General features: G+C 58.9%; 16 protein-coding genes. 14 read left to right on the top strand and 2 right to left on the bottom strand.

Features of this window, described 5'->3' with window-relative positions; genetic code table 11:
* The first annotated feature begins 27 nt into the window (after positions 1 to 27).
* Positions 28 to 498 carry a CreA family protein gene (locus tag QRN48_RS02900; RefSeq protein WP_191942812.1) on the top strand — a complete coding sequence of 157 codons (471 nt, stop codon included), beginning with the start codon at positions 28 to 30 and terminating at the stop codon, positions 496 to 498.
* Positions 499 to 566: 68 nt separating this feature from the next.
* Here QRN48_RS02900 and rpsT read toward each other — a convergent pair whose 3' ends face one another.
* Positions 567 to 845 (bottom strand): 30S ribosomal protein S20, encoded by a 279-nt coding sequence (gene rpsT / locus QRN48_RS02895; RefSeq protein ID WP_037015424.1) that lies wholly within the window; start codon positions 843 to 845, stop codon positions 567 to 569.
* A 250-nt stretch (positions 846 to 1,095) separates the two neighbouring features.
* Between rpsT and murJ the strand changes: the two genes are divergently transcribed.
* The 6 genes from murJ to ispH all read left to right on the top strand — a co-directional run bounded on the left by murJ (position 1,096) and on the right by ispH (position 8,534).
* Positions 1,096 to 2,640 carry a murein biosynthesis integral membrane protein MurJ gene (murJ, locus tag QRN48_RS02890; RefSeq protein WP_191942813.1) on the top strand — a complete coding sequence of 515 codons (1,545 nt, stop codon included), beginning with the start codon at positions 1,096 to 1,098 and terminating at the stop codon, positions 2,638 to 2,640.
* Positions 2,641 to 2,758: 118 nt separating this feature from the next.
* Positions 2,759 to 3,706, top strand: a complete 948-nt coding sequence (ribF, locus tag QRN48_RS02885; RefSeq protein WP_037015422.1) for a bifunctional riboflavin kinase/FAD synthetase — start codon at positions 2,759 to 2,761, stop codon at positions 3,704 to 3,706.
* 1 nt (position 3,707) lies between these two features.
* Positions 3,708 to 6,539, top strand: a complete 2,832-nt coding sequence (gene ileS / locus QRN48_RS02880; RefSeq protein WP_285348765.1) for an isoleucine--tRNA ligase — start codon at positions 3,708 to 3,710, stop codon at positions 6,537 to 6,539.
* The gene (lspA, locus tag QRN48_RS02875) at positions 6,532 to 7,044 is read left to right on the top strand and encodes a signal peptidase II (RefSeq protein ID WP_285348764.1); all 513 of its coding nucleotides are present in this window, start codon (positions 6,532 to 6,534) and stop codon (positions 7,042 to 7,044) included. The genes ileS and lspA overlap by 8 nt, the downstream gene beginning before the upstream one ends.
* Positions 7,037 to 7,504, top strand: coding sequence for an FKBP-type peptidyl-prolyl cis-trans isomerase (gene fkpB, locus QRN48_RS02870; RefSeq protein WP_285348763.1), 468 nt, complete (start codon positions 7,037 to 7,039; stop codon positions 7,502 to 7,504). Before lspA ends, fkpB begins: the two co-directional genes overlap by 8 nt.
* A gap of 82 nt (positions 7,505 to 7,586) precedes the next feature.
* Complete coding sequence (gene ispH, locus QRN48_RS02865) at positions 7,587 to 8,534, top strand: 4-hydroxy-3-methylbut-2-enyl diphosphate reductase (RefSeq protein ID WP_285348761.1); 948 nt, start codon at positions 7,587 to 7,589, stop codon at positions 8,532 to 8,534.
* A gap of 21 nt (positions 8,535 to 8,555) precedes the next feature.
* Here ispH and QRN48_RS02860 read toward each other — a convergent pair whose 3' ends face one another.
* On the bottom strand, positions 8,556 to 9,059 hold the full coding sequence (locus QRN48_RS02860) for a GspH/FimT family pseudopilin (protein ID WP_191942817.1): 504 nt from the start codon (positions 9,057 to 9,059) through the stop codon (positions 8,556 to 8,558).
* Between the two features lie 168 nt (positions 9,060 to 9,227).
* Here QRN48_RS02860 and pilV (QRN48_RS02855) point away from each other — a divergent pair, with 168 nt between their 5' ends.
* From pilV (QRN48_RS02855) to QRN48_RS02825, 7 genes are all read left to right on the top strand, one after another.
* Positions 9,228 to 9,683, top strand: coding sequence for a type IV pilus modification protein PilV (pilV, locus tag QRN48_RS02855; protein WP_285348760.1), 456 nt, complete (start codon positions 9,228 to 9,230; stop codon positions 9,681 to 9,683).
* A complete protein-coding gene (locus tag QRN48_RS02850; RefSeq protein ID WP_285348759.1) occupies positions 9,680 to 10,381 on the top strand; it encodes a PilW family protein in 702 nt (233 codons plus the stop codon). The genes pilV (QRN48_RS02855) and QRN48_RS02850 overlap by 4 nt, the downstream gene beginning before the upstream one ends.
* Before the next feature lie 4 nt (positions 10,382 to 10,385).
* On the top strand, positions 10,386 to 10,877 hold the full coding sequence (locus tag QRN48_RS02845) for a pilus assembly PilX family protein (RefSeq protein WP_285348758.1): 492 nt from the start codon (positions 10,386 to 10,388) through the stop codon (positions 10,875 to 10,877).
* Positions 10,874 to 11,296: a type IV pilin protein gene (locus tag QRN48_RS02840; protein WP_285348757.1), complete on the top strand. Its 423-nt coding sequence runs from the start codon at positions 10,874 to 10,876 to the stop codon at positions 11,294 to 11,296. Before QRN48_RS02845 ends, QRN48_RS02840 begins: the two co-directional genes overlap by 4 nt.
* 130 nt (positions 11,297 to 11,426) lie before the next feature.
* Entirely contained in the window at positions 11,427 to 11,909 is a 483-nt protein-coding gene (locus QRN48_RS02835) for a GspH/FimT family pseudopilin (RefSeq protein WP_037015400.1), read from the top strand.
* Complete coding sequence (gene pilV, locus QRN48_RS02830) at positions 11,906 to 12,367, top strand: type IV pilus modification protein PilV (RefSeq protein WP_285348754.1); 462 nt, start codon at positions 11,906 to 11,908, stop codon at positions 12,365 to 12,367. The genes QRN48_RS02835 and pilV (QRN48_RS02830) overlap by 4 nt, the downstream gene beginning before the upstream one ends.
* Positions 12,364 to 13,056, top strand: coding sequence for a PilW family protein (locus QRN48_RS02825; protein ID WP_191942823.1), 693 nt, complete (start codon positions 12,364 to 12,366; stop codon positions 13,054 to 13,056). The genes pilV (QRN48_RS02830) and QRN48_RS02825 overlap by 4 nt, the downstream gene beginning before the upstream one ends.
* Positions 13,057 to 13,104 lie beyond the last annotated feature (48 nt).

Raw genomic sequence — 13,104 nt, 5'->3', positions numbered from 1 at the left:
AGTCCATCATTAGAAAAGGAAGCATACATGCGAGTCATAAAAGGGCTGGTGGGCGCGTTGTTGATGTTGCCGTTGCTGGCGTCGGCTGAAGAAATCGGTCAGGTGTCCACCGTGTTCAAAATGGTGGGGCCGAACGACCGGATTGTGGTCGAGGCATTCGACGACCCCAAAGTCGATGGCGTGACGTGCTATTTGTCTCGTGCGAAAACAGGTGGGGTCAAAGGTGGGCTGGGTCTGGCTGAAGATCGCGCTGAAGCATCCATCGCTTGCCGCCAGGTGGGGCCTATTCATTTCAAGGAGCAGCTGAAAGACGGCGACGAGGTGTTCAAAGAGCGGACCTCGCTGGTGTTCAAGACCATGCAGGTCGTGCGATTCCTCGACAAGAAGCGCAATACCCTGGTGTATCTGGTCTATAGCGACAAGGTCATTGAAGGCAGCCCACAGAATGCTGTGACGGCGATTCCGATCCTCCCATGGACGCCGGCGCCCGCGCCTTGATGTAGCAGGCTCAAATCGAAGGCAATAAAAAACCGACCCTGAGGTCGGTTTTTTAACAAGCTGATCGCTTAGGCTGCAGCAGCAAGGTTCAGAGCCTTGATGTGGCCATTCAGGCGACCTTTATGGCGAGCAGCTTTGTTCTTGTGGATGATGCCTTTATCGGCCATACGGTCGATAACTGGCACAGCCAGAACATAAGCAGCTTGCGCTTTTTCAGCGTCTTTAGCGTCGATGGCTTTAACTACATTCTTGATGTAGGTACGAACCATGGAACGCATGCTGGCGTTGTGGCTGCGACGCTTCTCAGCCTGTTTTGCACGTTTTTTGGCGGAAGGTGTGTTGGCCACCGTCGAGCTCCTCGAAAGACTTGGGAAATAGCTAACAAAATAGGCCGCGAATCATGCCGATGAGTTTGATGCTTGTCAAGGGCGGTTGATGCGTTCCGCTGAGTGGTCGCATGGTGGTGCCGAGGTGATTTCTTTCCGGCGTGCGACCTGTAAACTCGCGGGCTTTGGCTCTGAGCTGTTTTGCGGCGCGGAGTATCGCATATATGGAACGCGCTTTGGCGCTTCCTTTGGTCAGGCGTACAACCTTTCGATGAACCTACTCAAATCGCTCGCCGCCGTCAGCTCTATTACGATGCTTTCGCGGGTGCTGGGCTTTGTCCGCGATACCATCATTGCACGCGCTTTTGGTGCCGGAATGGCCACCGACGCCTTTTTCATCGCGTTCAAGTTGCCCAATCTGTTGCGCCGCATTTTTGCCGAAGGCGCCTTCTCCCAGGCGTTTGTACCGATTCTGGCGGAATACAAAAGCCAGCAGGGTGAAGAAGCGACCCGCACCTTTGTCGCTTATGTCACCGGCTTGCTGACCCTGGCCTTGGCGGTTGTCACCGTACTGGGCATCGTTTTCGCGCCTTGGGTCATCTGGGCAACTGCGCCGGGTTTCGCCGACACGCCCGAAAAATTCCAACTCACCTCCGACCTGTTGCGGGTGACCTTTCCTTATATATTGCTGATCTCGTTGTCGTCGCTGGCAGGCGCGATCCTTAACACCTGGAACCGCTTCTCCGTCCCGGCGTTCGTGCCGACGCTGCTTAACCTGGCGATGATCTTCTTCGCGCTGTTCCTGACGCCGTACTTCCACCCGCCTGTCATGGCGCTAGGGTGGGCTGTGCTGGCAGGCGGGCTGCTGCAACTTCTTTATCAGCTTCCGCACCTGAAGAAGATCGGCATGCTGGTGCTGCCGCGCCTCAATCTTCGCGATACAGGCGTGTGGCGCGTCATGAAGCAGATGTTGCCAGCGATGCTCGGGGTTTCCGTCAGTCAAATTTCCCTGATCATCAACACGATATTCGCGTCCTTCCTGGTCGCCGGTTCGGTGTCCTGGATGTACTACGCCGACCGGCTTATGGAGTTGCCGTCCGGCGTGCTCGGTGTGGCGCTGGGCACGATCCTGCTGCCTATCCTTTCGAAGACCTATGCCAGCCGGGATCGCCATGAATACTCACGGATTCTCGATTGGGGGCTGCGCCTGTGTTTTCTGCTGGTGTTGCCCTGCACCCTGGCGCTGGGGTTGCTGGCCGAACCGCTGACGGTTTCGCTGTTCCAGTACGGCAAGTTCGACGGCGAAGACGCGGCAATGACCCAGCGTGCGCTGGTCGCTTATTCGGTAGGGCTGCTGGGAATCATCGTTATCAAAGTGCTCGCGCCAGGGTTTTATGCACAACAAAATATTCGCACCCCGGTGAAAATCGCGATCTTCACCCTCATAGTTACTCAGCTGTTCAACGTGTTGTTCGTCTACGGTATTCACCTGGCGCATGCCGGCCTGGCCCTGGCGATCAGTGTAGGGGCGTGTTTGAACGCCTTGCTGTTGTTCTGGCAGCTGCGCAAACAGGATTTGTTTCAGCCACAGCCGGGTTGGCCGATGTTTTTGGGCAAGCTGATTTTTGCCGTGGCGGTGATGTCCGCCGTGCTGCTTGGGCTGATGCATGTAATGCCGGCCTGGTCGGATGGCGAAATGCTTCAACGATTCCTGCGCCTGGGGGCGTTGGTCCTGGCAGGTGTGGTGGCGTATTTCGGCACTTTGCTGCTGCTGGGCTTCCGGGTCAGGCACTTTGCCCGCAAGGCGATCCTGTAGGATCAGTCGTCGTTTTCTGCCGGTTAACGTCGATTGTTGTGGTTTGCCCGGATGTGTCGCCTGTCGTTGGCGACGGTGTGTGGTTATAATCGGCCACTTTATGAGCAAGAAGCGCGTTATGCAGCTGGTTCGAGGCCTTCACAATCTGCGCCCGCAGCACCGGGGCTGCGTCGCCACCATTGGCAACTTCGACGGTGTTCACCGGGGCCATCAGGCTATCCTGGCACGCCTGCGCGAGCGCGCCGTCGAGTTGGGCCTGCCCAGTTGTGTGGTCATCTTCGAACCTCAACCGCGCGAGTTTTTCACCCCTGATGCGGCGCCGGCACGTCTGGCCCGCCTGCGTGACAAACTCGATTTGCTCGCCGGGGAGGGTGTTGATCTGGTGCTGTGTCTCGCCTTCAATCAACGCTTCAGCAAGCTCAGTGCATCCGAGTTCGTAGACACCGTGCTGATTCACGGGCTGGGCGTGAGGCATCTTGAGGTCGGCGACGACTTCCGCTTTGGTTGCGACCGAATCGGTGATTTTGATTTCCTGCAGAAGGTCGGCGCCGAAAAAGGTTTTACCGTAGAGGCCGCGCAGACCGTCGAGATCGATGGCGTCCGCGTCAGCAGTACCAAAGTGCGCGATGCGCTGGCTGCCGCAGACTTTGCCCTCGCTGCCCATTTGCTGGGGCGCCCGTTCGAGATCTCCGGCAGGGTCCTTCATGGCCAGAAACTGGCGCGCCAGTTGGGTACGCCTACCGCCAACGTGCAGTTGAAGCGTCGTCGCGTGCCGTTGACCGGTGTGTATCTGGTCAGCGCGCAAATAGACGGCAAGGTCTGGCCGGGCGTCGCCAATATTGGCGTGCGGCCAAGCGTGGCGGGCGATGGACGTCCCCACCTGGAGATTCACCTTCTGGATTTTACCGGCGATATCTATGGCCGGCGTTTGACGGTGGTATTCCACCAGAAGCTGCGTGATGAGCAGCGCTTCGCCTCACTTGAGGCGCTCAAGACGGCGATCGATGCGGATGTCGCTGCCGCTCGTGCCCACTGGCACGACCAACCGCTAAACTTTAGAGCCTGAAATGACCGACTACAAAGCCACGCTTAATCTTCCGGACACCGCCTTCCCGATGAAGGCCGGCCTGCCCCAGCGCGAGCCGCAAACTCTGCAGCGCTGGGACAGCATTGGCCTGTACCAGAAGCTGCGCGAAATTGGCAAGGATCGTCCCAAGTTCGTGCTGCACGACGGTCCTCCGTACGCCAACGGCAATATTCACATCGGTCATGCGGTTAACAAGATTCTCAAGGACATGATCGTCCGCTCGAAGACCCTGGCGGGCTTCGATGCGCCTTACGTTCCGGGATGGGACTGTCACGGTCTGCCGATCGAGCACAAGGTCGAAGTCACCCACGGCAAAAATCTGCCTGCGGACAAGACCCGCGAGCTGTGCCGTGCCTACGCTGCCGAGCAGATCGAAGGCCAGAAGGCCGAATTCATTCGTCTGGGCGTCCTGGGCGACTGGGCCAACCCTTACCGCACCATGGACTTCTCCAACGAGGCCGGAGAAATCCGCGCGCTCGCTGAAATGGTCAAGAACGGCTTCGTGTTCAAGGGCCTGAAGCCGGTCAACTGGTGTTTCGATTGCGGTTCAGCGTTGGCTGAGGCGGAAGTCGAATATCAGGACAAGAAATCGTCCACCATCGACGTGGCTTTCCCGATTGCCGATGCCGACAAACTGGCCGCGGCCTTCGGCCTGGCAAACCTGAGCAAGCCCGCTGCCGTCGTGATCTGGACCACCACCCCGTGGACCATCCCGGCGAACCAGGCCCTCAACGTTCACCCTGAATTCATCTATGCATTGGTCGATACCGGCGAGCGTCTGCTGGTGCTGGCCGAAGAGTTGGTTGAGTCCTGCCTCAAGCGCTGGAACCTCGAAGGTTCGGTGCTGGCGACGGCCCCCGGTGCAGCGCTTGAGCTGATCAACTTCCGTCATCCGTTCTACGATCGTCTGTCGCCGGTGTACCTGGCCGAATACGTTGAACTGGGTGCTGGCACTGGCGTTGTCCACTGCTCGCCGGCTTATGGCGTGGATGACTTTGTCATCTCCAAAAGCTATGGCCTGACCAACGACGACATCATCAGCCCGGTGCAAAGCAACGGCGTGTATAGCCCGTCGTTGGAGTTTTTTGGCGGCCAGTTCATCTTCAAGGCCAACCAGCCGATCATCGACAAGCTGACCGAAGTCGGTGCGTTGATACACACCGAAACCATCACCCACAGCTACATGCACTGCTGGCGGCATAAAACCCCGCTGATCTACCGCGCCACGGCGCAGTGGTTCGTCGGCATGGACAAGCAACCGACGTCGGGCGACACCTTGCGCAATCGCGCGGTGAAGGCCATCGAAGAAACAAAGTTCGTCCCTGCATGGGGCCAGGCACGGTTGCATTCCATGATTGCCAATCGTCCTGACTGGTGTATTTCCCGTCAGCGCAACTGGGGTGTACCGATCCCGTTTTTCCTGAACAAGGAAAGCGGCGAGCTTCACCCGCGTACCGTCGAGTTGATGGAGCAAGTTGCACAGCGCGTCGAGAAAGAAGGCATTGAAGCCTGGTTCAAAATGGACGCTGCCGAGCTGCTCGGTGACGAAGCACCGCAGTACGACAAGATCTCCGACACGCTGGACGTCTGGTTCGATTCCGGCACCACGCACTGGCACGTGCTGCGTGGCTCTCACCCGATGGGCCACGAGAGCGGCCCTCGCGCTGACCTGTACCTGGAAGGCTCGGACCAGCACCGTGGATGGTTCCACTCGTCGTTGCTGACCGGCTGCGCCATCGACAATCATGCGCCATACCGCGAGCTGCTCACCCACGGTTTCACTGTGGACGAGAACGGCCGCAAGATGTCCAAGTCTCTGGGCAACGTCATCGCGCCGCAAACGGTCAACGACACGCTGGGCGCCGACATCATGCGCCTGTGGGTTTCGGCGACCGATTACTCCGGTGAAATGGCCGTCTCCAACACTATTCTGCAGCGCAGCGCCGATGCGTATCGACGTATCCGCAACACGGCGCGCTTCCTGCTCTCGAACCTGACCGGCTTTAACCCGGCCACCGACTTGCTGCCGGCCGAAGACATGCTGGCGCTGGACCGATGGGCGGTGGACCGTGCGCTCTTGCTTCAGCGTGAGCTGGAAGAGCATTACGGCGAGTACCGGTTCTGGAACGTCTACTCGAAAGTGCACAACTTCTGCGTGCAGGAGCTGGGCGGTTTCTATCTGGACATCATCAAGGATCGCCAGTACACCACCGGTGCCAACAGCAAGGCGCGTCGTTCCTGCCAGACGGCACTGTTTCACATCTCCGAGGCGCTGGTGCGCTGGATTGCGCCGATCCTGGCGTTTACTGCCGATGAGTTGTGGCAGTACCTGCCGGGTGAGCGCAACGAGTCAGTCATGCTCAATACCTGGTATCAAGCGCTGAGCGAGCTGCCGGAAGGCTTCGAGCTGGATCGCGCTTACTGGGAGCGCGTCATGGCGGTGAAGGTCGCGGTGAACAAGGAAATGGAAAACCTGCGCGCGGCCAAAGCCATTGGCGGCAACCTGCAGGCCGAGGTCACGCTTTACGCCGAAGACGCGCTGGTCGCGGATTTGTCCAAACTGGGCAATGAGCTGCGCTTTGTATTGATCACCTCGACAGCGAGCGTTGCACCGTTCGTCAGCGCTCCGGCCGATGCCGTCGTGACGGAAGTGGCCGGCCTGAAGCTCAAGGTCGTCAAATCCGGTCACGCCAAGTGCGCACGCTGCTGGCATCACCGCGAGGACGTAGGCATCAATGCCGAGCATCCGGAGATATGCGGTCGTTGCGTCGATAATATCAGCGGCGCGGGCGAGGTTCGTCACTATGCCTAATGCACCGGCTGGGCGTATGGGCCGACTGGGCTGGCTGTGGTTGAGCGTGCTGGTGGTGGTCATTGACCAGGCCAGCAAGTTCTACTTCGAAAACCGCCTGGAGCTGTACGAGCAGATCGTCATTCTCCCTGATTACTTCAGCTGGATGCTGGCGTACAACACCGGTGCTGCGTTCAGCTTTTTGGCCGACAGCTCCGGCTGGCAGCGCTGGTTGTTTGCGCTGATTGCCGTGGTGGTCAGCGTGGTGCTGGTGATCTGGCTCAAGCGGCTAGGGCGCGACGAAACCTGGCTGGCGATTGCCCTCGCCCTGGTTCTCGGCGGAGCCCTGGGCAATCTGTACGACCGAATCTTCATCGGCCATGTCATAGATTTCATCTTCGTGCATTGGAAGGACCACGGCTTCCCGGCCTTCAATGTCGCGGACAGCGCCATTACCGTTGGCGCGATCATGCTGGCTCTGGACATGTTCAAGAGCAAGAAAACCGGAGAAACCGTCAATGACTGATCAGTCGATGACCGAACACGCTACTCAGGAAACCCGCATCGGTCAGAACACGGAAGTCACGCTGCATTTCGCGCTGCACCTGGAAAACGGCGACACGGTCGACAGCACATTCGACAAGGCCCCGGCCACTTTCAAAGTCGGCGATGGCAGCCTGCTGCCGGGCTTTGAAGCGTTGATTTTCGGGTTCAAGGCTGGCGACAAGCGCACGCTTCAGGTGCCACCGGAAAACGCTTTTGGTCAGCCGAACCCGCAGAACGTGCAGATCATGCCTCGTTCGCAGTTTCAGAACATGGAGCTGTCCGAAGGGCTGCTGGTGATTTTCAACGATGCGGCGAATACCGAGCTGCCCGGCGTGGTGAAAGCCATTGACGAGGATCAGGTCACCGTCGACTTCAATCATCCGCTGGCTGGCAAAACGTTGACGTTCGAAGTCGAAATCTTCGAGGTCAAGGCGCTCTGAGTACCACCAGAGCCCGTGGCCCCGGCACCGTTCGGGGCCTTATCGTTTTTATGTTTCATTGCGCGTAGACACGAGGCACATCATGCAAATCAAACTCGCCAACCCACGTGGCTTCTGCGCCGGGGTGGACCGTGCGATCGAAATCGTCAATCGCGCGCTTGAAGTGTTTGGCCCGCCGATTTACGTGCGCCATGAAGTGGTTCATAACAAATTTGTCGTCGAAGACCTGCGCAGTCGTGGCGCGATCTTCGTCGAAGAGCTCGATCAGGTGCCGGACGACGTCATCGTGATCTTCAGTGCCCACGGCGTTTCCCAGGCCGTGCGCACTGAAGCCGCGGGGCGCGGACTGAAGGTGTTCGACGCAACGTGTCCGCTGGTGACCAAAGTGCACATCGAGGTGGCGCGCTACAGCCGCGATGGGCGCGAGTGCATCCTGATCGGCCACGCCGGCCACCCTGAAGTCGAAGGCACCATGGGTCAGTACGACGCCAGCAATGGCGGCGCGATCTACCTTGTCGAAGACGAAGAAGACGTTGCCAATCTTCAGGTGAACAACCCCGATAAACTCGCGTTCGTGACCCAGACCACGCTGTCGATGGACGACACCAGCCGCGTGATCGATGCCCTGCGCACTCGATTCCCGGCCATTGGCGGCCCGCGCAAGGACGACATCTGCTACGCCACGCAAAACCGTCAGGACGCGGTCAAACAGCTGGCCGATGAGTGCGACGTGGTGTTGGTGGTCGGCAGCCCGAACAGCTCCAACTCCAACCGTCTGCGCGAACTGGCCGAGCGCATGTCGACCCCGGCGTATCTCATCGACGGCGCCGAGGACATGCAGCGCAGCTGGTTCGACGGGGCGGCGCGCATCGGCATCACTGCCGGGGCTTCGGCTCCCGAGGTGCTGGTACGTGGCGTGATCCGGCAGCTGCACGCATGGGGGGCGACCGGCGAGGACGAGTTAGCGGGGCGTGAGGAAAACATCACCTTCTCGATGCCGAAAGAATTGCGCGTCAAGTCGCTGCTGTAATCCGCTCATCCTGTCACAGCATCATGCGCAAGGTTCGCTGCCGAACCCCTCGGTTCGCAGCGTGACCCTGCCGGTCACTGCGACCGCCAACTGGTAGTGACTGGCGGGTACGTCCTTGAGACACACCGCCAGCGTCCCGTTGGCGTTGTTCAGCAGCCGGCCCGTGTTGTCAAAACCGATCCGTACAGCCACTTTGCTGTTGCCTATCACCCGAACATTTCTGGGCGTGACGAATTCGCTCAGAGCCGGCTCATCCTCGTCCCTGACCTGATTGCGGTTGGGGTCCGCAAATACATTCCAGCCTCGGCTCCAGTCACCGTCTTGCGCCTGGACCATCACCGGCTGACCGCGAAGTATTGCCTCGGCCCGGGCCAGTCGCAGCCCGCTCGCCAGCTGTTGAGCGGTGTCCTGCCGCCGCTGTGCGTCGATCAGTTGTCCGAAGGCGGGAATGGCCAGCGAGGCAGCAATGCCCACTATCACCAAGCCTGTCAGCAGTTCTATCAGCGTCAGTCCTTGCTGCTTCACGAGCTTCTTCCGTTGAATGCGGCGCTCAAGCAAACACCTCCTCACGGCCGCTGACAACCGGGCCCATTGTGAGCCGGTGTGTCTGCAAGCCGTCGTTACACATCCGCCGGGCAAGTGTCGGCGCATCGGCTTCAATGGTCTCTGCACAGCGAATGGCAGAGGTGGGTCATGGGAGCAAGGACGATGCAGTCAGGGATGACATTGATCGAAGTGCTGGTCGCGTTATTGGTGTTCAGTGTTGGAATACTGGGCGTGGCGATGCTCCAGCTCAACGCGCTGAAATACACCGACAGCTCAATGCGCAGCATGCATGCCAGCTTCATCGCAAACGATCTTTTCGAACGCATCCGTGCCAACCCGGGCGCCAGCTATGCACTCTCTTCGTTGAGCCAGGCGCCCACCTCTGGCAATCTGGCGGTGCCTCGCCAGCAAGACCTGTACGACTTTTCGACGCAGTTGAAGCGCGCAGTCGGCGACGATGCCGAGGCCACGATTGCGGTGGCGGGTTCGACCGTTACCCTCACGTTGAGCTGGGACGATTCCCGCGCCAGCCAGGAGGCCACGCCGCAGCAGACGCTCACGCTGACGGCCGATGTCTCCGCTGGGCGGAGCGCACAGCCATGAACATGTGGCAGAAGGGATTTGGTCTCGTCGAGGTCATGTTGTCTCTGGCGTTGGGCTTGGTGATGTCGCTGGCTTTGACGCAGATATTCATCAGCTCAAAGAGCAGCTACGCCAGTCAAGCATCGTCCGCCAGCCTGCAGGAAGACGCCAGATTCCTGCTCAGCAAAATCGTGCAGGAGGTGCGATTGGTCGGCATGTTCGGTTGTTTGGGGAAAATCGACGACGCAAGCGCCGGCAGTGGGTTCTCCAGAGCGTTTGATGAGCCGATTCACTGGGACGCAAGCACGCGGACGCTGACTCTCGCCACGGCCGCCGCCGGGGAGGGCGGGGGTTGGTCTACGTGGGTCATTCACACGGATTGCGCTTCGACCGCGACCGCTTATTCAACGGGCCGCGCACCCCGACCCGCAGCCAGCGAAACGGCCATGTCGGTGCATAAACAGGTCTATCGCTTCAACCCGTCGCGTAACGAGCTGTCCCTGAATGGTCAGCCGTTGGTGAGCAATGTGCGCGCGTTCAGCGTGTTGTTTGGCGTTGCCGACTCGATCAACGACCGCTCAATCACCCGGTACGCCGCCACGGCCGAGCCCTCCCTGATCCGCAGTGTGCGAATGACCCTGACCCTGTTCGACCCCGCAGGGCGGGTGCAAGAGCAAACCGTCGATGTTGTCGCCGCCATCCGTAATCGGCTGGGGTGAGGGCATGACCATGCATGCCCAACGTGGCGCGGTGTTGATCATAAGTCTGGTATTTCTGTTGCTGCTGACCCTGTTGGCGACGTCGTCGATGCAGAACGCCACGCTTCAGGAAAAAGTGGCCGGCAGCCTCACGCAGCGCAACGCTTCATTTCAGTCGGCCGAGACCGCGCTGCGCATCGCCGAGGCGAAGATTCTGTCACCCACGTTCGCCCTTGCGGCCTGTTCAAGTCCTGCAAGTTGCCTCCCGCCGCCCGAAGCGCTGAGCCTATCCGGTAGCGGCATCAGTGTGCCCTCAGGGATAAATTGGGTTAAAACGAGCGGCGGGTACTACGGCGTCCAGCACGTCGGCGAGACTGACCAGCCTGCCGGAGGCGGGGGTGACCAGATCTGGCGTTTGTATCGGGTGACCGCCATTGGCATCGCAGGCCACTCTCGCACCGTGCTCGAAAGCATTCATACGCAAGCAGGTCGCGTGATGTGGCGGCAGCGACAATGAATAAACCACGCACCGGTTTCACCCTGATCGAACTGCTGATCGCCGTTGCCATCGTCGCGATTCTGGCCACGGTGGCATACCCGCAATACACCGAATACACCCGCAAAACCCGCCGCTCCGAGATTGTTGGGTTGCTGGTTGAAGAGGCGCAAAAACTGGAGCGGTTTCACTCACGGACTGGGCAATACTCGGACGTCACCGGGCCGCCGGCGTTTAGCCATGAAGTGTCCTTGGGGAACGGTTTTTATCAGATAACCGCAGAGCGGAGCGAGCGAGGGTTTTTGCTCACAGCGCAGCCGCTGGCAGGAGGAGTGATGGCCGGAGATGCCTGCGGCAGCTTTGTGCTGAGTAACACCGGCAGGCGGGACAATGTCGGGATGTCCGGGGCTGCCAGTGTGTCGGGGTGTTGGGGGCGTTAAGTTTGGCGAGGCACTGCCTTCCGTGGGCAGGGTGGTTGGGGCGTTCATCAGGGGAAAACCGCCACACATCCCCTCGTTAAATCCTGAAACAAACGGTTGCGATACAATTTCTCCATTAAGGAGAGATTAAATGCCCAAACGGTGTCGGGGTTTTACGCTGATTGAGTTGTTGGTGACGCTGACGCTGGTGGGCATCCTCGCCGCCATCGCCGTTCCGAGTTTTAGCACGGCGATTCAAAACACCAAGGCAGATACGGAAGTCAGCGACTTTCAGCGTTTTCTCAACTATGCACGGCAGCAGGCGATAAACAGTGGGACTGTGATTCGCATCACGCCAACGGTTGCCGGAAGCGCATGGAATACGCAACTCAGTATCGTCGACCCTGCAACGCCTTCTGTCACGACGTTGCGTGTGCTATCCGCAATGGACACGGGCTCAGTGCTGACCGTCAACGGGAATCCGAGCGCTATCGATTTCAATAATCTGGGCGGTTTGGCTGCCCCGGTGCCAACGCCTGCCGCCGCGCTGAGCATTACTTATACCCGCGGCACCACCAGCAGGGTGATCAACATTTGCCTAAGCGGGCGCATCGTATTGGGTAATTGCATATGAGCGCGAAAATCGACTACTCGCAGCAAGGCATGACGCTCATTGAAGTACTCGTGGCGCTGCTTGTCCTGGCCATTGGATTGTTGGGAGCGGCTGCGCTGCAGCTGAACGCATTGAAGTACACCGATAGTTCGACAATGAGCAGTCAGGCCAGCTTTGTGGCTTACGACATGATGGACCGCATTCGTGCCAATCCAGATGCGGATTACCGTTTGTCTTCCTTGGCTGCCGCACCTGCGGCGGCGAACTTGAACGTTCCGCGAACCCAGGATTTGGTGGATTTTAAAAACAACATCACTAACTTCGCTGGACCCACTGGCGAGGGGGTCATCACAGTACAGAACGGCTGGGTCATGATTTCGGTAATTTGGAACGATGCGCGTGCGACCAACACAGCAAATGCGCAGCAAACCTTCAGCGTAAAGAGTCGCGTTGTGGCAGACCCTAAGGCGACGCCATGAAGCATCGTGCCAGAGGCTTCGGCCTGATAGAGATCATGATCTCGTTATTGTTGGGGCTGCTGATCGTAGCCGGGATCATTCAGATCTTTATTTCTGCGAAAAATACTTATTCGACGCAGAACGCGTCCGCCGCGATGCAAGAAGATGCGCGTTTCATTCTTACGAAGTTGTCGCAGGAAATTCGTATGGTAGGCATGTTCGGCTGCCTGGCGACCGTCACTGACGCGAGCGCTAAAGCTGATTTCGCAGCCGCGCAGGCGACGCCGATTCGATGGGATAACGCCACTGCAAAGCTGACGCTAGTGACCGCTGATGTGGGAAACAACGGAGGCACACCTTCCTGGACAGTTCTCTCCGACTGCAAATCCTCGGCGACAGCCAGATCAGGGGCAGTGGCTCCTGCGGCAGGACAGTTGGCGTTCCCTATACGGCAGCTTGAGTACCAGGTTGTTAATAACCAACTGATGCTGGGAGGGGCAGCCATCGTTAATAACGTGGATAAGTTTCAGTTGATGTTTGGCACGGCCAGTGCGGCCTCGGGCCCCGTGGTTACTGGATACACCGCCAACCCTGGCAACACTGATCTGGTGCGCAGTGTGCGTATCACGCTCGTGCTGAAAGACCCGACTAACCGGGTCCAAAGTCAGTCGTTCAGCGTTTTGATCGCGTTGCGTAATCGTCTCTACTAGGTGCGCCACAGTGAAAGCAGCGACACAAAGAGCCTTTCCACTTACCCC

The sequence above is a fragment of the Pseudomonas sp. ME-P-057 genome, from assembly GCF_030208975.1.
GTDB classification, from domain to species: domain Bacteria; phylum Pseudomonadota; class Gammaproteobacteria; order Pseudomonadales; family Pseudomonadaceae; genus Aquipseudomonas; species Aquipseudomonas lutea.
Note: the sequence above shows the minus strand (reverse complement) of the source record. Positions and strands in the feature narration are given on the sequence as shown.